Source organism: Parcubacteria group bacterium (genome assembly GCA_016181765.1).
In the GTDB taxonomy this organism is placed as follows: Bacteria; Patescibacteriota; Patescibacteriia; order UBA2169; family UBA2169; genus CG10-46-32.
In genome coordinates, this window is the sequence record JACOYR010000001.1 from 276,549 (window position 1) to 293,256 (window position 16,708).

Consider the following 16,708-nt stretch of genomic DNA (forward strand, 5'->3'; position numbering starts at 1 on the left):
AGGGAAATATTATTCTTTCGGCTTATTCTTTCGGCACCTCGGGAGTATGCGGCGAACCATCAGTATGCACTAATTGGGAGAGCCGTGTCAAGATGCGGCTTGCATCGCTCTTCGCTTGCCGAATCAGGTGCACCTGCTTGAGGCTGCCGGCGTGCGCCTTAAAGCGCATATCAACCAATCGCGCCCGTGTTTCGGACAAATCATGGAGAAGCTCTTCTTTTGGCTTGTTCTTTAGTTCGGCCCACTTCATATTATTCTTCTGCTTATTCTTCTGCCTCAACAAATCGGGTCCGGAGAGGAAGCTTGTGGGAAGCGAGGATCATGGCCTTTTGCGCGATTTCGCGGCTCACTCCATCCATTTCAAACAGCACGGTGCCGCGCTTAACCGGAGAAACGTAGCGGTCAACCGCGCCCTTGCCCGCGCCCATGGGCACCTCGGCCCCCTTTGCGGTAACCGGCTTATCCGGGAAAATCCTGATCCAAATTTTTCCGCCGCGGGCAACGTAGCGCGTCATGGCGCGGCGGGCAGCCTCAATCTGCCGGCTGGAAACCCATGCAGACGTAACCGCTCGCAACCCGTACGAACCGAACGAGAGCTCAATCTTGCGCACCGCAGCCCCGCGTAGCCTGCGTTTCTGGGATTTTCGGTATTTTACCTTTCTTGGCACCAACATATTATTCCTCTGATTCTGGCTCTAATGATTCTGATTCTAATCCCGATTCTGATTCAGCCTTCTTATCGGTTATCTTCTTGATTTGCCTTAAAATGGTATCCGTGCCCCCGCTTGCGGCGGCCTTGTCTTCGGGAGCGAGCACCTCGCCTTTGTATATCCATACGGTAACGCCGATGGCCCCATAGGTGGTGGCTGCCGTGGCCTGGGCGTAATCAATGTTTGCGCGCAGGGTGTGCAGCGGAACAGACCCCCAGCCGATGGTTTCGTTGCGCGCAATTTCCGCCCCGTTCAAACGGCCTTTCACGCGGATCTTGACGCCTTTTGCGCCCGCTTTCTTTACGTTCTCCAAGGACTGCTTGCACGCTCTGCGGTATGCGATGCGGCGCTCAAGGTCAGCGGCGATGTTTTGCGCGATGACCGCGGCCGAAAGAGAACTCTGGCGCACCTCGTGGATGTTGATTTTTACCTTGCCCGATCCAAGCACCAGGTGCTGTTCAAGCTCTTTTTTGAGCGTTTCCGCGCCCTCTCCCCCGCGGCCTATCACCATGCCCGGCTTGGCGGTAGAGATGTTGACAATGATCTCGGGACCCTTGCCGCTCCGCTCCACGCCGATCAGGTCAACGCGCGCATCCTTAAGCTTTTTGGACAAAAATTGCCGGATCTGGATGTCCTGTTTCAGGGTAGCCCTGAACTTATTGCGCGGCGCAAACCACTTGGACTGCCAGTCCTCAATGATGCCCAGGCGATGATTTTTCGGATGAATCTTTTGTCCCATATGAGTGCTTACTTCAATTTTTTCTTCTCTCCCACCATAATGGTGATGTGGCTCGTGCGCTTCATAATCTGGCTCGCTCTGCCGAACGCGCGCGGCATCCACCGCTTCAAGGTAGGCCCCCCATCAACAAATGCCCGGGTGACCACTAAATCATCAACATTCATCTTATTGTTATTTTTGGCATTGGCGACTGCGCTGTTCAACACCTTGAGCACCGTACCGGCGCTGCGCTTCGGGAGTGACTTAAGCTGGTTTTGGGCTTCGGCAATGCTCAAATTTTTAAGCAAGCCAACCACGAGCCTTACCTTGCGGGGAGCAATTCGCTGGAACTTTGCTTGTGCTTTAACTTCTGCCATACAAGTGCAATAGCCTTACGCTTTTGCTGCGGGAGCCGGGGCCGCCTTCTGTGCGGCAGCTTGTTCCTGCTCTTTCTGCATGCGGCCGCCGTGTTTGGTAAACTTGCGCGTGGGTGAAAACTCGCCCAGCTTATGGCCGACCATGTTCTCAACCACGACAACCGGAACGTGCGCTCTGCCGTTGTGCACCCCAAAGGTGCGGCCCACCATGTCCGGGGTAATGGTCGCCCGCCGCGCCCAGGTGATAATAACCGCCTTTTTGTCGGCTGCTGCGAGTACTTTCTTTATGAGGCGTTCATCTATGTATGGCCCCTTTTTTGCGCTTCTTCCCATATGCTGCTGTTATTATTTCTTGCGTCTGCGTATGATAACCGCGTTGCTCGCCTTGTGCTTCTTGCGCGTTGGCACGCCGCGGGCCGGCTTGCCCCACGCGGTCTTGGCGCGCTTCATACCGATCGGCGAGCGGCCTTCTCCGCCGCCGTGCGGGTGGTCCACGACGTTCATGGCTTTTCCGCGCACCCGCGGCCGCACGCCGCGGTGGCGCATTCTGCCCGCTTTGCCGAGCCGCACCAGATTCCACTCGCTGTTGCCCACCTGGCCGATGGTCGCAAGGCAGTCGCCGCTGAATATGCGCACCTCTCCGCTCGGCATTTTAATCTGCACGCGGTTGCCTTCCGTGGAGAGCACGGTGGCGCTTGAGCCGGCCGAACGCGCTATGGTCGCGGCGCGCTCGGGAGAGAGCTCTATGTTGCAGATAGTAATGCCTGCCGGAATATAGCGCAAGGCCATACGGTTGCCGGGTTTGATTTCAAGCTGTTTGCCGCGGCTCGCCGTGAGCTGGTCGCCGACGGCGAGCTTATCCACGGCAAGCGTATACGCCCGGGATTTGTCTTCGTACTCAAGGAGGGCAATGGCCGCGCTCCGGTTGGGATCGTACTGGATGCCCACCACGGTTCCCGGACGCTCGGTAACGGGGTTCACAAAATCAACCATGCGGTACTTGCGCTTGTGGCCCCCTCCTTTGTGGCGCACCGTGATGCGCCCGCTCGCATTGCGGCCGGCGTGGATGGCCCGCCTCGCAAGCAGGCTGCGTTCCGGCTTTTGTATGCCTTCCTGCGCGTGCTTCAAAACGCTTGAGTGGCGCCTGCTCGGAGTAGTTGGTTTGTAACGCTTAAGTGGCATAATATTTACACTCCCTCGTAGACTGCTATGGTGCTTCCCTTTGGAACGCGGATGTATGCTTTTTTCCACGCTGATTTGGCGCCCGGGATCCTCCGAAAGTACGTGGCGCGCGCTCCTACGTTCGCAATCTGGATGCTTTCCGGGCGAACGCCGTACATCTTGGTAAACGCTTTCTTGATCTCAATCTTATTGGCGCCTGGGTGCACTGAAAACGCATAGGTATCGTGCGAGCCTGCGGCGGCTGTTTTCTCGGAAACAAGAGGCTTTACTATGATGCCAAAACCCGCTTCAAAATTCGTCTTTTCATGGCCGGATTTTTCATGGCCTGGTTTGACCGCAGGTGCATGGGGCCGGGCTGTTTTCTTCGGAAGCTTGGGCTCCTCGCGGGCTGCCTGCACTTTCTGCTGGGCTTCCGCCTCTTTCTGCGCCGATTTGCGGGGCGCTTTGGTATCGCTTTCTGCGAATGGATTTTTCAAAAAATTCCACATAGCGCCTATGAGAGCTGCTTGATAAGCTTTTCCACAGATCCCCTGCCCACCATGACAGTCCCGTACGAGAGCAGATCCAGAATGTTTATATTCTCAAGCCTGATTGACTTGGCGCGCGGAAGGTTGCGCAGGGAGAGTATGGCCTTCTCAAACCCCGCGTCAGAAATGAAAAGCACTTTTTTGGATGCGAGCTTGAGTGTTTTGAAAAACGAAGACATTGTTTTTGTGGAAGGCGCTCCCAGCGCGTCAAAACCTTCAACCACAAAAAATTTATTCTCCCGCACGCGGTCTGAAAATACGGCGCACAGCGCTTTTTTGCGCATCTTTGAGGGAATGGCCCGCTTGGTAATGGACTCAATGCGCGGCCCGAACGTCACGCCCCCGCCTTTCCACAGCGGCGAACGGATGGAGCCGTGGCGCGCCCGGCCGGTTCCTTTCTGCGCCCAGGGCTTTTTGCCGCCGCCCCGCACTTCGCTCCGGTCCTTTGTCTGCGCGAGGGGTTTCCGCTTATTGATGGTCGCAACGCGCGCTGCCTGGTACAAAAGCGCCTTGTTCGCCTCCGTGCCGAATACGGCATCAGGAAGCTCCATGGTTCCGGCGTGCGCTCCGCTTATATTGTACACGTTGACCGTTGCCATACTTACTGTTTGGGCTCCTCTGAAACTGGCGCTTCTTTTGGAACGCTCTTCTCGGCTCGCGCGGGAGGCTTCATCTCGCCCTGGGCCCGGATCTCAACCAAGCCGTTCCGCGAACCCGGGACCGCGCCGCGGATGGAGAGGATGCCGGATACCAAGTCAATGCCCGCAATCTCAAGGTTGGTGACTGAAACGCGCGTACCCCCCATGCGGCCCGCCATGCGCTTGCCCGGAAACACGCGCTGCGCGTCTGTTGAGCCGATGGAGCCCGGGGCGCGCAAGTCGTGCTTGTGGCCGTGCGTTTTCGGGGAGCCTGCAAAATGGTGGCGCTTGACCACGCCCGCAAAGCCGCGGCCTTTAGAAATTCCCGCAACCGCCACTTTCTCTCCTACTGAAAAATTTGAAAGGTCATAGGACTGCCCAGCCTCAAACGCCTCGGCGCCGCCAGTGCGCATCTCGCGCAGCACAGGCCGCTCAACACGGCCCGCAACGTGCCCGGCAACTGGCTTGCTCGTGTGCTTTGGGCCCTCATTAAACCCAAGCTGAACCGCGGAATAGCCATCCCGCTTTTTATCCTTGACCTGGGTCACGACCGCGTTACCCACTTGAATCCTGGTAATCGGGACCACGTCTCCGTGCTCGTCGTACGCTTGAGTCATGTTGAGTTTTCTGCCGATGAAAAGCTTCATAATCCCATGAAAAAAGTTTGGGCACACAAGCCCAAACTTCTCTATAAGACAAATACATCGCTGAATCAACGTTGATTCTTGAGAGGATGCTTGTATGAGAGAAAAGTCTGAACTCCTGCGCAGATTGCGTTGTACCAACTGTCACCCTTCTGAATTCGCCGATGAGGCGAAGGGACATCATTGGTCGCACGCACCATCTACATCTTGATTTCAATGTCTACCCCAGAGGGCAGGTTGAGATTCATGAGTGAATCAACGGTTTTGGGAGTCGGATCCAGGATGTCAACCAAGCGCTTGTGCACGCGCATCTCGTACTGGTCCCGGCTGTTCTTGTGCACGAATGTGGAAGCGTTCACCGTGTATTTGGTTTTTTCCGTCGGCAGAGGAATGGGGCCGGAAATCTCGGCGCCGCTCCGCTCCGCAGTATCAATAATCGTGCGCGTGGACTGGTCAATGATCTTTGAGTCGTACGCGCGGATTTTGATACGGATCCGCTGGCGCGCCGCGTTGTTCTGCTCTCCTGCGTTTTGTTTGCCCCCGGGTTTTTCGCCGGGGCTTGCCTTCTTTTCTGCCATTTGGGTTGAAAACTCGCAGAGACGCCCCGGTTCCGGGGCGCCTCTGCGATTCTGACATTACTTGTTGATCTTGGTAACCACTCCGGCGCCAACAGTCTTGCCGCCCTCGCGGATGGCAAAGCGCTGCTGCTCTTCCAGCGCAATCGGGGCGCCAAGCTTGACCTTGAGTGAAATCGTGTCTCCGGGCATCACCATTTCCGTGCCTTCCGGAAGCTCAATCTCGCCGGTCACGTCCGTGGTGCCAATATAGAACTGCGGCTTGTAGCCCTTGAAGAACGGGGTGTGGCGGCCGCCTTCCTCTTTGGACAGCACGTAAATCTCGGTGTCAAACTCGGTGTGCGGAGTAATGGAACCCGGCTTGGCCAGCACCTGCCCGCGCTCAACATCTTCTTTCTTGGTGCCGCGCAGGAGCAGGCCCGCATTGTCGCCGGCGCGGCCCTCATCCAGCTGCTTGTTGAACATTTCAATTCCCGTCACCACGGTCTTCTGCGTCTCGTGGATGCCCACGATTTCAACTTCCTCGTTGACCTTGACCATGCCGCGCTCAATGCGGCCCGTTACCACGGTGCCGCGGCCTTCAATGGAAAAGATGTCTTCAATGGGCATCAAGAACGGCTTTTCAATGTCCCGGACCGGTTCGGGGATCTTTTCGTCAAGCGCGGCAAGCAAGTCAACAATCGGCTTGGTGGCCGCCTCGTCGCTTGAGTTCTCCAGCGCTTTCAGGGCGCTGCCGCGGATGATCGGAGTTTCAGCGCCCGGGAACTCGTACTTCTTGAGCAAATCGCGGATCTCCTCTTCAACCAAATCAACGAGCTCCGGATCGCTCACCTGGTCAACTTTGTTGATGAATACAATGATGTACGGCACACCGACCTGGCGCGCGAGCAGAATGTGCTCGCGGGTCTGGGGCATGGGGCCGTCTGTCGCGGACACCACTAAAATGGCGCCGTCCATCTGTGCCGCGCCAGTGATCATGTTCTTGACGTAGTCCGCGTGCCCGGGACAGTCAACGTGCGCGTAGTGGCGCTTTTCGGTCTGGTACTCAACGTGCGACGTTGCAATGGTAATGCCGCGCTCGCGCTCTTCCGGAGAGTTGTCAATCTGGTCAACGCTCTTCTCGGACGCGGCTAAGCCGCGGGCGTGCTGCACCTTAAGGATAGCCGCGGTGAGGGTGGTTTTGCCGTGGTCAACGTGCCCAATGGTGCCGACGTTGACGTGCGGCTTGGATCGGTCAAATTTGTCTGCCATATAGATTTATGATGCTTAAATTGTAACCTAAAAAGTATAGCAAAAAACAAAAATAATGCAAGGGGCTAGCCTACTTTCTCAAAATAAAAGGGCTCTTCCTGCTCGTCAAGATCATCATCAAAATCATCATATTCGCCAAAATTTTGGCTAGTATCAGCCAAATTATCAGTATACGGGTCAAAATCGGGTTCATCTTGGACGTGCTCGGCATTGAGCTGGGCGCTGGTGTGCCGACTCTCATCCTGCTGGCTTTTCCACACCGCTATATCCCGGTTGATTTTGTCAAGCAGTTCATCCTCTGAGAGCTCGGAAACATCGGCCTGGCGCACGGCCATGCGCTCGTATTCGGCCAAGGACATCACCACGTACGCTTCATCCTTACTTTGCGACAGCACAATGCACCGGTCTCCGGTTTTGTTGATGAGGCTGAATACTCTGTTGAGTGCGTCATGCATATGTGTAATGTTAATTACATTTGGGTGACGTGAAAGAGTTCAAAGTACTTACCTAATCGCGGCGCGCGGGCGCCGTATCCCACCAGTGAGAGCTCCGGCACCACTTCCGCGCGCAAACGCGCGAGTGATTTTGCGGCAACGTCAAAGCGCAGGCGCGCGAGTTGAGATTTTTGCGCGGTGATTGCTTTGAGTTTTTTCTTCATGAGCGACTCATCGTACGCGAACACGGTGTTGAACTCCCCCTCCGAGAAGAGCGACCACAAGCCCTCGTAGTTGTACACCAAAATGTCGCGCTTCTTCTGCGCCTGGTGCTTTGCGAGCGCGAGAAGCGCAATGCTGCGGCTCTTTGCGTGCGTGGGGTGCCGGTCAAGCTCGTGCGGCACAAAGAGCAGGTCCGGCTTGGTGCGGTTGAATATGGCTGCGAGCTTTTCCGTGTCGCGGACAAGCGCTTCGCGTTCGTTTTTTGCGTCATAAAACTCCGCGCGCAGGAAAACAGGAATCGCACCCAGGATTTTGGATTCTTCGCGCGCTTCCTTTTCCCGGATTTTTATGACTTCCTCGGGCTTGGCCCCGTCCACCACGCTGCGGTAGCCTGTGGTTGCGATCACGATGTGCACGCGGTTGCGCTTTGCGAGCGCGGCAATGAGGCCGCCCATGGAAATGGACGCATCATCCGGGTGCGGGGAAACAACGGTGATATACTTGCCACTCGGGATATCCTGCTCCGTGAGCACCTCAACGTCCCCTTCTCCAAAGAGCAGGGGTGATGCGTAGTCGCGTTCCAGTTTGGAAGCGGCTGCCTCATCAATAATGAGCGTAACATCCGGATGCCACTGCAAGAGCGATGCAGGCACGTCCTTGCTGACGCGGCCCTCAACCGTTGCTTTGACTGCGTCCGCTTTTGCCGAACCTGATGCGATGAGCGCTATTTTTTTGGCGTCCATGATGGTGCCCAGGCCCATGGTGATTGCCTGCTCCGGCACCCTGCCCTCCTTAAAGTGCTTTGCGTTCTTTTTGCGCGTATGCTCTGACAGCTGCGCAACGTGGGTCCGCGCCGCAAACGGGGTGCCTGGCTCATTGAATCCGATGTGCCCGTTCGGCGCGATCCCAAGAACCTGCAGATCAATCCTGCCCGCGTCTTTGATGGCTGACTCGTACTGCTCGCATTCGGCGTTGAGATCCCGCGCGCGGCCGTTGGGCAGGTATATGTTTTTCTTTTTGATGTTTACATGGTTGAACAAATGGCGGTCCATGAAGTGGTGGAACGAATCAGCGTCCTTTTCCGAAAGCCCCGCGTACTCGTCCAAATTGAACGTGCTGGCGCGCGAAAAATCCGCCCTGCCTTTTTTGCGGGCCAAAACAAGGCGCTCGTACATGCCTATGGGCGTCTCGCCGGTCGGAAGCCCGAGTACCAAATCCGGCTTGCGCCACAGGTGCGCCAGAACGAACCGGCTGGCGCTATCGCTCATCTCATCGTAGTTTTTGGTGATGATGACTTTCATGCCTTGAATTGTACCTATTTTTAGGCAAAAAGAAAAGGAGCCGAATCGCACTTGCGACCCGGCCCCCGCGGTTCCGGAATGCCCTGTGAACAAAAGGCACCAACTGAAACCGCAACACACCGCGAGTGGTCGACCTCCTTGGGTTGCGAAAACAAACAGCAAACCAGTAAAGAACGACCGCTCCCGCGAGGACATACAGCGCCGCCCAGCGGGGCTGCAGAGCCGCGGCCGCGAGCAGCACTGCCTCAACGAGCAGGAAAAACAACAAGAAGAGCATTGTGGACTCCTTCTGTGGAATAAATGGGGACAGGACCCATTATTTATACCGCAACCTTTTCCTTGGAAACGTGTTGTGAAATTCCCCTGGGCATGTCCATGGCGACGCGGCCGGACTCGCGAACCAAATCAAAACGCTTGCTTGCGTCCAGAATCTCAATGCCGAGCAAATCACCGATGTCCGACAAATCCAAAATAACACCCTCGGAGACTTCCTCGTTGCTGCCGAATGCGCCCTCCTTGAGCTTTATGTACATTGCGTCCGCTTGGTTGTCGTATGAGATGTTCATAGGTTGGATTTCCAGATCGTGGTGATAATCCTGCGGGTATGGTCTACATCTTCGTATACTACCTGTAGGTATTTGTCGCCGACATTTTTATCAACTCAAATTGACCATTAACTCGAAAATATCAAAATCGTCCTGCCAGGTCGGCTCAAGCGCAACCACAAGTCGGCTCAATTACACCATTTGAGCCGATCAGGGGGAGAAATTGAAGATTACTTCTTCCCCTTCTCCGTTCCCCCAACCCGCTTCTCAACAATCTCGGCAGCCACGTTGCGCGGCACTTCCTGGTAGTTCAAAAATTCCATGGAATAGGATGCCCGGCCCTGCGTCATTGACCGCAAGGAAGTGGCATACCCGAACATTTCGGACAGAGGCACCTCCGCGAGGATGACCTTCATGTTGATGCGGTCGTTCATCTCAAGGATTTTGGCGCGCTTGGAGTTTAAGTCGCCGACCACGTCGCCCATGAACTCCTCCGGGGTCACGGCCTCAACTTTCATGACCGGCTCCAAGAGCACGGGGTTCGCGAGCTTGGCCGCGGCTTTGAACGCCTGCATGCCCGCGATCTTGAACGCGATTTCGGATGAGTCAACCTCGTGGTACGAGCCGTCGTACACCGTGGCTTTTACGTCAACCACCGGGTACCCGGCAACCACGCCCGAATCAAGCGCTTCCTTGACGCCCTTGCCTATGGCCGGAATATACTCGTTCGGAATGGTCGCTCCCTTGATTTCGTTGATAAACTCAAACCCGGCACCCTCTTCCGCGGGTTCAAGGCGCAACCAGCAGTGGCCGTACTGGCCGCGCCCGCCGGACTGTTTGATGTATTTGCCTTCCGCTTCCGCGGTTCTGCGGATGGTTTCGCGGTACGCGACCTGGGGCCTGCCCACGGTTGCCTCCACTTTGAATTCCCGCTTCATGCGGTCCACAATGATTTCCAAATGCAATTCGCCCATGCCGGAAATGATGGTCTGCCCGGTTTCCTCATCACCCTTGACGCGGAACGTGGGGTCCTCTTCCGCGAGCCGGCTCAAAGCCATGCCCATCTTTTCCTGGTCCGCCTTGGTCTTGGGCTCAATGGCAACGCTGATGACCGGCTCCGGGAACGTGATGGACTCAAGCACAATCGGGGATTCGGGATCGCAAATCGTGTTTCCGGTCACCGTGTCTTTGAGTCCCACGGCCGCGGCAATCTCTCCGGCGTACACCTCGCTCACGTCCTCGCGGTGGTTCGCGTGCAAACGCACGATGCGCCCCAGGCGCTCGCGGCTTCCGCTTGAGGTATTGAGCACGTACGAGCCCGCGTTGAGCATGCCCGAGTACACGCGGAAAAACACGAGCTTGCCCACGAACGGGTCAGCCGCGACTTTGAACGCGAGTGCGCTAAACGGCTCGCTGTCCGAAGCCTTGCGCACCAGCTTGGTTTCCGGATCAGACGGGTCAAAGCCCTGGATGTCCGGCACATCCAGGGGAGACGGGAGGTAGTCGCACACCGCATCCAAAAGCCTCTGCACGCCCTTGTTCTTGAGCGCGCTGCCGCACATGACCGGGAAAAAGTCAGCCGTGATCACGGCTTTGCGCAGGGCGGCTTTCCACTCATCCATGCTCACCTCGTGCCCGCCCAAATACTTTTCCATCACTGCCTCGTCGTTTTCCGCGATTGCCTCAAAAAGCTTTTTGCGGTACTCGTCGGCCTTGCCTTTCAGGTCCTCGGGAATCTCAATCTCCTCAACATCCTTGCCCAAATCATCCTTGTAGATGTAGGCTTTCTGGGTGAGCACATCAACAATGCCTTTGAAATTCTCTTCCGTGCCTATGGGAAGCTGGATGGGGTATGCTTTTTTGGTGAGCCTGCGGTGGATGGATTCAAGGTCTTTGTAAAAATCAGCGCCCGTGCGGTCCAGTTTGTTGATGAAGCAGATGCGCGGCACGTGGTATTTGTCCGCCTGGTGCCACACGGTCTCGGACTGGGATTCAACGCCCGCAACCCCGTCAAACACGGTCACGCCTCCGTCCAGCACGCGCAAGCTACGCTCCACCTCCGCGGTAAAGTCCACGTGCCCGGGCGTATCAATGATGTTGATGCGGCAGTCCTGCCAGAAGCACGTGGTCGCGGCCGCGGTAATGGTGATGCCGCGCTCCCGCTCCTGCTCCATCCAGTCCATTTCAGCCTCGCCCTCGTGCACCTCCCCTATCTTGTGCTTCTTGCCCGTGTAAAACAAAATTCGCTCGGTTGTCGTGGTTTTGCCCGCGTCAATGTGAGCGATAATGCCGATGTTGCGGATTTTTTCCAGCGCGTAGTCTCTGGGCATACTATCCAAAGTGCGCGAATGCGCGGTTCGCCTCTGCCATGCGCACCATGTCCTCTTTCTTTTTGATGGCGGCTCCCTCCCCGCTTGCCGCGGCCAGAATCTCGTCCGCAAGCTTCTGGTGCATGGCTTTACCTTTCCGGGCTTTCGCGGCCGAGAGGATCCAGCGGCACGCGAGCGTGTACTTGCGGTCTCCCCGCACCTCAATCGGAATCTGGTAGTTGGCCCCGCCCACGCGCTTGGAGCGCACTTCCAGCTGGGGGGACACGTTCTTGATTGCCTGCTCGTACACGGCCAGAGGGTCCTGTTTTGCTTTTTCGGAAACCACGTCAAGCATGCGGTACACGATGCCCGTGGCCGTGGACTTTTTGCCGCGCTGCATCACGTAGTTGATGAACTTTGCGATGCTCGTGGAATTGAATTTTTGGTCCGGCGCGATCACGCGCCGAGGCGCTTTCTTACCTCTCATGTCGTCAATATAAATGCATTATTACGCCATTACGCCTTGCTCTTCTCCCGCTTGGCTCCGTACAAACTGCGGCCCTGCTTGCGCCCCTGGACGCCTTGCGTATCGTACACGCCGCGCACAATGTGGTAGCGCACGCCGGGCAAATCCTTAACCCTGCCCCCGCGGATGAGCACGATTGAGTGCTCCTGCAAGTTGTGGCCCATGCCCGGAATGTAGGCAGTCACCTCCATGCCGTTTGAGAGCCGCACGCGCGCAATCTTGCGAAGCGCGGAGTTCGGCTTTTTCGGAGTGGTGGTGGTAACGCGCACGCAGACACCGCGCTTAAAACTGGAGCCCTTGGGAAGTTCAGTGCGCTTGCGGACAGCCGGATTGTACACGGACCGCAATGCAGGCGTCTTGCTCTTCTTCACCCGGGGCGTGCGCCCTTTTCGCAATAGTTGATTTACCGTTGCCATATTGACATACACTAACAAAATCCCCCCCTTGAGTCAAGCCTCATTCAGACTAAACCCGCGAGCCTGAAAAAAACCCCGAAAACGCGCCCAAAAATATTGATTCCCAAAAAATTATCCGCAAAAATCAACATCAAGAGAATCCAGGGCCCGTTCCGGGCGAGCATCGCCTTAAACCGGGCGTACCGGTCCGGCAAGAGCTCAAACAAGAGCGTGGAGCCGTCAAGCGGAGGAATGGGAATGAGGTTAAACGCCAAGAGCACAATGTTGATGAGGATCAGGAATCCGAGCAGCTGGATGAGCAAATTAAACGGCCCCAGAACCGGGGCAAGGATATTCACCGCAACCATAAAGACGGCAACGCTTGCGAGGTTTGATGCGGGTCCCGCAAGCGCAACCGCAACTTCGCCCCAGCGGCGGTACTTGAGGTTATGCGGATTGAACGGCGCGGGCCTGCCCCACCCAAACCCCACGACAAGCAGAAGCAGCATGCCGAACGGCTCAATGTGCGCGGCAGGATTGAGCGTCAGGCGGCCCATCAAACGGCCCGTATCATCCCCCTGCAGATAGGCCGCCAAAACATGCGAAAACTCGTGCACCGTGATGCCGTACACGATTGCCAAGAGCCACAGGAAAAACAAGGTTGGTTCACTGAATAAAAGCGAGATAATCATACCCGCATAGTATACACCATTGACGCGATAAAAACAATGTGCTACAATACGCGAATTATACCTTACGACACAAACCCCCTATGGCTCGTATGTGCGGTTTTTGCGGCAAAGGCGCCAACAACGCCAACTCCCGCTCCAAATCCAATATCGCAACCAAGCGCCTGCAGAAACCGAATCTGCAGAAGCTTAAAATAGGGCATTTGACCGTGCTCGCCTGCACGCGGTGCAAGCGCACCATGAACAAGCCTGAACGAATGATGCAAAAAGAGGCGTAAGCCTCTTTTTTAATGCCATTGCGATGATGGGGGCGCGGACGCTGAAAGCGGCCGCGACGCCAGCGGACGCTACAAGACGCGGATGTCGTGCTCAAGCAAGGTATCAGTGTCCTTGAACCGGAACGTGCCGTGAAAAAAATTTCCGGCGAGAAAATGCGGAAACCAATACTCGTCGTCCGGCCACATGTCCTTGAACGGAATTTCGGAATGCGGAAACCACTGGGGCCGCATTTCTTCGGTCTCTCCTGGCTCGCCCATGAAAGAAGATGCGCAGAACAGGTGCACTTGGGTGTCCTCGGTGTCGTCATCAAACAAAAATTCAAACGTGCCCGCCTTGCGCAGGCCAACAGGAATGAGGCCCGCTTCCTCGCGCAGCTCTCTGGCGGCCGCTTCGTCAATGGTTTCATCAGGCTCAACCTTGCCGCCGAACCCGTTCCACCTGCCCTGCCCGAACCCCCGCTTCTTCATGCCGAGGAGCACGCGCTCCCCGTCGTTGATGATGACCAGGGTACAGACTCTCATAGCGCGCCTTCTTGCTTTAACTTTTTGACTTTTTGCGCCGTGCCGCGGTTATACCCGCCCGGTTTTCCATCGGACCGTATCACGCGGTGGCACGGAACCGATGCGTCATAATTTTTATTCAAAATGTTCCCGACCGCGCGCACAGCCTGCGCATGGCCGGCCCGGCGTGCTACCTCCGCATACGTCAAAACAGACCCCCTTTGGATCTGCGAGACAACAGCAAGCACTTTTTTTGAAAAGTCAGGCATACTAGGCAATCCCTGAATGCGCCTCAAGGTGTTTAATTCTCTCTTCGTGGTCTTTTACTTCATCCCGATACTGATCCGCATTGCCGCTGGTTGCCGACAGTTCAGTGAGTACTATGTCCAGCTTTTTCATAACTTTGTCTTGACTGGTATATATTTTGTCTGTAAGCCTGGATTCAACCTGCGCTAAATCCGTTTTCATGGCAACATTTCCAATCACAAAATCGGTAAACTCAACAAAATCTCCCACGGTGACGGGTTGCTGTAAATCTTTTTTGGTTGGCTTAAACATAGGTTCTGTCAGTCTAGCAAAAATATGAGGCCAGCGCAAGAAATCTATGGCTCAACGATGTATTTTTGAGCACACACTATAGCCCCAATTCATTTGAAACACCCTGTAACGCCCTGATAACGAATGCGATATGCTCGTCTTCGGAAACACCGAGTTCTTGGATGCCCTGTGTGATTTCCTCGCGGTTCACCTTGGCGGCAAATGCTTTGGTCTTGAGCCGTTTTTTGACTGACTTCGGCGTAAGACCGTTCAAACGCTCTGGGCGCACCAGCGCGCACGCAACAATGAATCCGCACAGCTCATCAACCGCAAACAAACACTTTGCCATGTACGACTTTCGTTCAACGCCCGAATACACGGCATGGCCGAGAATAGCCTGGATGATTTCATCCGGGTATCCTTTTTCTTTCAAAAGTTCAACGCCGAAAAAAGGATGCTTGTCCGGATGTTTCTCGTAGTCAAAATCATGAATAAGCCCGCAGATGCCCCAGAGCTCCGGATCTTCTCCGTACTTTTGGGCGTATGCAGCCATGGCAGCCTCAACCGCCAAGCAGTGCGTGCGCAACGAATCAGACCCCACATGCTCGTGGAGCAATTTAAGCGCGTCATCTCTAGACATGCGCTTTCCTATTACTGAACACCAGCGCCAACGATGCAATTCCGAGTGAAACGTCCCGAAACACAATGTCCCAGGCAGAGAGGTTAAAGAGCGCAATGCTGAACAGGGCGAGCGCCGCAATCAGGCCCGCAACCGCTTGGGCTTTGCCCGAGAGCAGCCACAAGGCCAGAATGACTTCAGTGGTCCCGTGGATCTTGAGGAACAGCGCAACCGGAACAATGGCCTGCACGAACCGAGGCACGAACCCGGCCCATAGGTCCGGGTTCGTAAATGACGATATGCCTACGTACGCAAAGCTGAACGCGAGCGCAAGACGTATGAGAAACATACTATAAGGTGTCATCTTGAGCGAAGCGAAAGATCTCGTTGGTGCACCCTGGAGCGGCATTGACGAGATTCCTCGCGATCGCTCGGAATGACAAAATTATTCTTCAACAATTAACATACCGACCATGCCAAGGCTCCGGTGCGAGCCTACGGAGCAGTAGTACTCAAACTCACCGGCCTGGTCTGCGACAAAGACGACGCTTGAGGACTGGCCCGCGTTCACACGCTCCGTGGCCGCATCAAACGCATCCACGGTCCAATCGTGGAACCCTTCAGCGCTCGTAACATTGATGGCCACAGTATCGCCCTTCTTGACGCGGATCTCTTTGAGTGAAAACTCAAAATTCTTGGCAGTCAGGTCAAATGACTGCGCCTGCCCTTCCGGAGCATCCACCGCAAAACCCGCGCCATCATCTATCACGGTTCCGCCCGTTGATTCCTCCGCCATGGCCTCCTCACCGGACTCCGTGGCCTCCTCTCCCACAATCTCTTCCTCCATTGGCGTACTCTGCTCTTCCGAAACACCGCCTCCAAAACCCCCCTGCTGGGCGTACACAGCGACAGCGACAAGCGCAACAATGATAACCGCCGCCGCGACCGTAGCTTTTGTTTTTCCCCCTTTTGGCTCCTCCATAGGTTGGCCCTGTATTTCGGGCTGCGCGCCTTGCTCTTCTGCCATAGGCTTAATCTACTGGTTAGTGATAAAAAGCTTGTTGACCGCGTCCCAATTAACAACATTCCACCAGGCTTCAATGTATTCGGGCCGCTTGTTCTGGTACCGCAGGTAATATGCGTGCTCCCACACGTCAAGCCCGAGAATCGGAACCGATCCCTCCATAAGCGGACTGTCCTGATTCGGGGTTGATGAAACAACAAGATTCCCGTCGCCTCTGATAAAAAGCCAGGCCCAGCCGCTCCCGAACCGCGCGAGCGCGGCATTAGTGAACTGCTCTTTGAACGCGCCAAACGACCCGAATGTTTCGGTGATCGCATCACCAATCTCGCCGGACGGTTCGCCCCCTCCGTCAGGGGACATAACCTGCCAGAAGAGCGAATGATTGTAGTGGCCGCCTCCGTGGTTTTGGACCGCGGTTCTGATATCCTTCGGCAGCGTATCCACACTGATGAGAAGCTTGTCAAGCGACATGCCCGCCGCATCCGCATGGCCGGAAAGCGCCGCATTGAGCTTGTCCACGTACCCCTGGTGGTGCTTGGCGTAGTGGATCTCCATGGTGCGCGCGTCAATCGCGGCCTCCAAAGCGTTGTACTCATACGGAAGCTTTGGAAGCTCAAACTGCCCGTTGCTGTTGGGTAAAATCTCCATAGGCGCGCGCTGCTAATAACTATACGTAAATTATATCATGTCAGGTATGGCACTCCAA

At 55.7% G+C, this 16,708-nt stretch carries 26 protein-coding genes; 1 reads left to right on the top strand and 25 read right to left on the bottom strand.

What is annotated here, in order from left to right; all coding sequences use genetic code 11:
* Positions 1-22: 22 nt before the first annotated feature.
* The 18 genes from rpmC to HYT31_01575 all read right to left on the bottom strand — a co-directional run bounded on the left by rpmC (position 23) and on the right by HYT31_01575 (position 13,046).
* Positions 23-250 carry a 50S ribosomal protein L29 gene (gene rpmC, locus HYT31_01490; GenBank protein MBI2050459.1) on the bottom strand — a complete coding sequence of 76 codons (228 nt, stop codon included), beginning with the start codon at positions 248-250 and terminating at the stop codon, positions 23-25.
* A gap of 13 nt (positions 251-263) precedes the next feature.
* Positions 264-674 (bottom strand): 50S ribosomal protein L16, encoded by a 411-nt coding sequence (gene rplP / locus HYT31_01495; GenBank protein MBI2050460.1) that lies wholly within the window; start codon positions 672-674, stop codon positions 264-266.
* Between the two features lies 1 nt (position 675).
* Complete coding sequence (gene rpsC, locus HYT31_01500) at positions 676-1,449, bottom strand: 30S ribosomal protein S3 (GenBank protein ID MBI2050461.1); 774 nt, start codon at positions 1,447-1,449, stop codon at positions 676-678.
* A gap of 8 nt (positions 1,450-1,457) precedes the next feature.
* Positions 1,458-1,805, bottom strand: coding sequence for a 50S ribosomal protein L22 (gene rplV, locus HYT31_01505; GenBank protein MBI2050462.1), 348 nt, complete (start codon positions 1,803-1,805; stop codon positions 1,458-1,460).
* Positions 1,806-1,820: 15 nt separating this feature from the next.
* Positions 1,821-2,138 carry a 30S ribosomal protein S19 gene (rpsS, locus tag HYT31_01510; GenBank protein ID MBI2050463.1) on the bottom strand — a complete coding sequence of 106 codons (318 nt, stop codon included), beginning with the start codon at positions 2,136-2,138 and terminating at the stop codon, positions 1,821-1,823.
* Positions 2,139-2,150: 12 nt separating this feature from the next.
* The gene (gene rplB, locus HYT31_01515) at positions 2,151-2,987 is read right to left on the bottom strand and encodes a 50S ribosomal protein L2 (protein ID MBI2050464.1); all 837 of its coding nucleotides are present in this window, start codon (positions 2,985-2,987) and stop codon (positions 2,151-2,153) included.
* 5 nt (positions 2,988-2,992) lie between these two features.
* Entirely contained in the window at positions 2,993-3,463 is a 471-nt protein-coding gene (locus tag HYT31_01520) for a 50S ribosomal protein L23 (protein ID MBI2050465.1), read from the bottom strand.
* Between the two features lie 17 nt (positions 3,464-3,480).
* A complete protein-coding gene (gene rplD / locus HYT31_01525) occupies positions 3,481-4,113 on the bottom strand; it encodes a 50S ribosomal protein L4 (GenBank protein MBI2050466.1) in 633 nt (210 codons plus the stop codon).
* 2 nt (positions 4,114-4,115) lie between these two features.
* Positions 4,116-4,802 carry a 50S ribosomal protein L3 gene (rplC, locus tag HYT31_01530; protein ID MBI2050467.1) on the bottom strand — a complete coding sequence of 229 codons (687 nt, stop codon included), beginning with the start codon at positions 4,800-4,802 and terminating at the stop codon, positions 4,116-4,118.
* 194 nt (positions 4,803-4,996) lie between these two features.
* Positions 4,997-5,374 (bottom strand): 30S ribosomal protein S10, encoded by a 378-nt coding sequence (rpsJ, locus tag HYT31_01535; GenBank protein MBI2050468.1) that lies wholly within the window; start codon positions 5,372-5,374, stop codon positions 4,997-4,999.
* Between the two features lie 57 nt (positions 5,375-5,431).
* A complete protein-coding gene (gene tuf, locus HYT31_01540) occupies positions 5,432-6,622 on the bottom strand; it encodes an elongation factor Tu (protein MBI2050469.1) in 1,191 nt (396 codons plus the stop codon).
* Positions 6,623-6,687: 65 nt separating this feature from the next.
* Positions 6,688-7,077 (bottom strand): hypothetical protein, encoded by a 390-nt coding sequence (locus HYT31_01545; GenBank protein MBI2050470.1) that lies wholly within the window; start codon positions 7,075-7,077, stop codon positions 6,688-6,690.
* Positions 7,078-7,091: 14 nt separating this feature from the next.
* The gene (gene nagB, locus HYT31_01550) at positions 7,092-8,579 is read right to left on the bottom strand and encodes a glucosamine-6-phosphate deaminase (protein ID MBI2050471.1); all 1,488 of its coding nucleotides are present in this window, start codon (positions 8,577-8,579) and stop codon (positions 7,092-7,094) included.
* 320 nt (positions 8,580-8,899) lie between these two features.
* The gene (locus tag HYT31_01555; GenBank protein MBI2050472.1) at positions 8,900-9,145 is read right to left on the bottom strand and encodes a DUF2283 domain-containing protein; all 246 of its coding nucleotides are present in this window, start codon (positions 9,143-9,145) and stop codon (positions 8,900-8,902) included.
* Positions 9,146-9,354: 209 nt separating this feature from the next.
* Positions 9,355-11,454 carry an elongation factor G gene (gene fusA / locus HYT31_01560; GenBank protein ID MBI2050473.1) on the bottom strand — a complete coding sequence of 700 codons (2,100 nt, stop codon included), beginning with the start codon at positions 11,452-11,454 and terminating at the stop codon, positions 9,355-9,357.
* Position 11,455: 1 nt separating this feature from the next.
* Positions 11,456-11,920, bottom strand: coding sequence for a 30S ribosomal protein S7 (gene rpsG / locus HYT31_01565; protein ID MBI2050474.1), 465 nt, complete (start codon positions 11,918-11,920; stop codon positions 11,456-11,458).
* A 29-nt stretch (positions 11,921-11,949) separates the two neighbouring features.
* Positions 11,950-12,375, bottom strand: a complete 426-nt coding sequence (gene rpsL, locus HYT31_01570) for a 30S ribosomal protein S12 (protein MBI2050475.1) — start codon at positions 12,373-12,375, stop codon at positions 11,950-11,952.
* A gap of 44 nt (positions 12,376-12,419) precedes the next feature.
* Positions 12,420-13,046 (bottom strand): site-2 protease family protein, encoded by a 627-nt coding sequence (locus tag HYT31_01575; GenBank protein MBI2050476.1) that lies wholly within the window; start codon positions 13,044-13,046, stop codon positions 12,420-12,422.
* A gap of 80 nt (positions 13,047-13,126) precedes the next feature.
* On the opposite strand from HYT31_01575, the gene HYT31_01580 reads away from it, so the two are divergent.
* Positions 13,127-13,321 (top strand): 50S ribosomal protein L28, encoded by a 195-nt coding sequence (locus HYT31_01580; protein ID MBI2050477.1) that lies wholly within the window; start codon positions 13,127-13,129, stop codon positions 13,319-13,321.
* Positions 13,322-13,390: 69 nt separating this feature from the next.
* Here HYT31_01580 and HYT31_01585 read toward each other — a convergent pair whose 3' ends face one another.
* The 7 genes from HYT31_01585 to HYT31_01615 all read right to left on the bottom strand — a co-directional run bounded on the left by HYT31_01585 (position 13,391) and on the right by HYT31_01615 (position 16,650).
* Complete coding sequence (locus HYT31_01585) at positions 13,391-13,843, bottom strand: 8-oxo-dGTP diphosphatase (GenBank protein ID MBI2050478.1); 453 nt, start codon at positions 13,841-13,843, stop codon at positions 13,391-13,393.
* Positions 13,840-14,091, bottom strand: coding sequence for an MGMT family protein (locus HYT31_01590; protein ID MBI2050479.1), 252 nt, complete (start codon positions 14,089-14,091; stop codon positions 13,840-13,842). Before HYT31_01590 ends, HYT31_01585 begins: the two co-directional genes overlap by 4 nt.
* Position 14,092: 1 nt before the next feature.
* Entirely contained in the window at positions 14,093-14,380 is a 288-nt protein-coding gene (locus HYT31_01595; GenBank protein MBI2050480.1) for a hypothetical protein, read from the bottom strand.
* Positions 14,381-14,456: 76 nt separating this feature from the next.
* Entirely contained in the window at positions 14,457-14,999 is a 543-nt protein-coding gene (locus tag HYT31_01600; protein ID MBI2050481.1) for an HDIG domain-containing protein, read from the bottom strand.
* The gene (locus HYT31_01605; protein ID MBI2050482.1) at positions 14,992-15,327 is read right to left on the bottom strand and encodes a hypothetical protein; all 336 of its coding nucleotides are present in this window, start codon (positions 15,325-15,327) and stop codon (positions 14,992-14,994) included. Before HYT31_01605 ends, HYT31_01600 begins: the two co-directional genes overlap by 8 nt.
* Before the next feature lie 96 nt (positions 15,328-15,423).
* Positions 15,424-16,005 (bottom strand): cupredoxin domain-containing protein, encoded by a 582-nt coding sequence (locus HYT31_01610; protein ID MBI2050483.1) that lies wholly within the window; start codon positions 16,003-16,005, stop codon positions 15,424-15,426.
* 9 nt (positions 16,006-16,014) lie between these two features.
* Entirely contained in the window at positions 16,015-16,650 is a 636-nt protein-coding gene (locus HYT31_01615) for a superoxide dismutase (GenBank protein MBI2050484.1), read from the bottom strand.
* Positions 16,651-16,708: the final 58 nt, after the last annotated feature.

Coding starts and splice junctions, on each gene's coding strand:
- rpmC (MBI2050459.1), bottom strand. CDS start 250: ATGAAGTGGGCCGAACTAAAGAACAAGCCAAAAGAAGAGCTTCTCCAT.
- nagB (MBI2050471.1), bottom strand. CDS start 8,579: ATGAAAGTCATCATCACCAAAAACTACGATGAGATGAGCGATAGCGCC.
- HYT31_01555 (MBI2050472.1), bottom strand. CDS start 9,145: ATGAACATCTCATACGACAACCAAGCGGACGCAATGTACATAAAGCTC.
- HYT31_01610 (MBI2050483.1), bottom strand. CDS start 16,005: ATGGCAGAAGAGCAAGGCGCGCAGCCCGAAATACAGGGCCAACCTATG.
- rpsS (MBI2050463.1), bottom strand. CDS start 2,138: ATGGGAAGAAGCGCAAAAAAGGGGCCATACATAGATGAACGCCTCATA.
- HYT31_01590 (MBI2050479.1), bottom strand. CDS start 14,091: ATGCCTGACTTTTCAAAAAAAGTGCTTGCTGTTGTCTCGCAGATCCAA.
- HYT31_01595 (MBI2050480.1), bottom strand. CDS start 14,380: ATGTTTAAGCCAACCAAAAAAGATTTACAGCAACCCGTCACCGTGGGA.
- rplB (MBI2050464.1), bottom strand. CDS start 2,987: ATGCCACTTAAGCGTTACAAACCAACTACTCCGAGCAGGCGCCACTCA.
- rpsL (MBI2050475.1), bottom strand. CDS start 12,375: ATGGCAACGGTAAATCAACTATTGCGAAAAGGGCGCACGCCCCGGGTG.
- rpsC (MBI2050461.1), bottom strand. CDS start 1,449: ATGGGACAAAAGATTCATCCGAAAAATCATCGCCTGGGCATCATTGAG.
- rpsG (MBI2050474.1), bottom strand. CDS start 11,920: ATGAGAGGTAAGAAAGCGCCTCGGCGCGTGATCGCGCCGGACCAAAAA.
- HYT31_01615 (MBI2050484.1), bottom strand. CDS start 16,650: ATGGAGATTTTACCCAACAGCAACGGGCAGTTTGAGCTTCCAAAGCTT.
- rplP (MBI2050460.1), bottom strand. CDS start 674: ATGTTGGTGCCAAGAAAGGTAAAATACCGAAAATCCCAGAAACGCAGG.
- HYT31_01600 (MBI2050481.1), bottom strand. CDS start 14,999: ATGTCTAGAGATGACGCGCTTAAATTGCTCCACGAGCATGTGGGGTCT.
- HYT31_01605 (MBI2050482.1), bottom strand. CDS start 15,327: ATGTTTCTCATACGTCTTGCGCTCGCGTTCAGCTTTGCGTACGTAGGC.
- HYT31_01585 (MBI2050478.1), bottom strand. CDS start 13,843: ATGAGAGTCTGTACCCTGGTCATCATCAACGACGGGGAGCGCGTGCTC.
- HYT31_01575 (MBI2050476.1), bottom strand. CDS start 13,046: ATGATTATCTCGCTTTTATTCAGTGAACCAACCTTGTTTTTCCTGTGG.
- rplV (MBI2050462.1), bottom strand. CDS start 1,805: ATGGCAGAAGTTAAAGCACAAGCAAAGTTCCAGCGAATTGCTCCCCGC.
- rplD (MBI2050466.1), bottom strand. CDS start 4,113: ATGGCAACGGTCAACGTGTACAATATAAGCGGAGCGCACGCCGGAACC.
- rpsJ (MBI2050468.1), bottom strand. CDS start 5,374: ATGGCAGAAAAGAAGGCAAGCCCCGGCGAAAAACCCGGGGGCAAACAA.
- HYT31_01545 (MBI2050470.1), bottom strand. CDS start 7,077: ATGCATGACGCACTCAACAGAGTATTCAGCCTCATCAACAAAACCGGA.
- tuf (MBI2050469.1), bottom strand. CDS start 6,622: ATGGCAGACAAATTTGACCGATCCAAGCCGCACGTCAACGTCGGCACC.
- fusA (MBI2050473.1), bottom strand. CDS start 11,454: ATGCCCAGAGACTACGCGCTGGAAAAAATCCGCAACATCGGCATTATC.
- HYT31_01580 (MBI2050477.1), top strand. CDS start 13,127: ATGGCTCGTATGTGCGGTTTTTGCGGCAAAGGCGCCAACAACGCCAAC.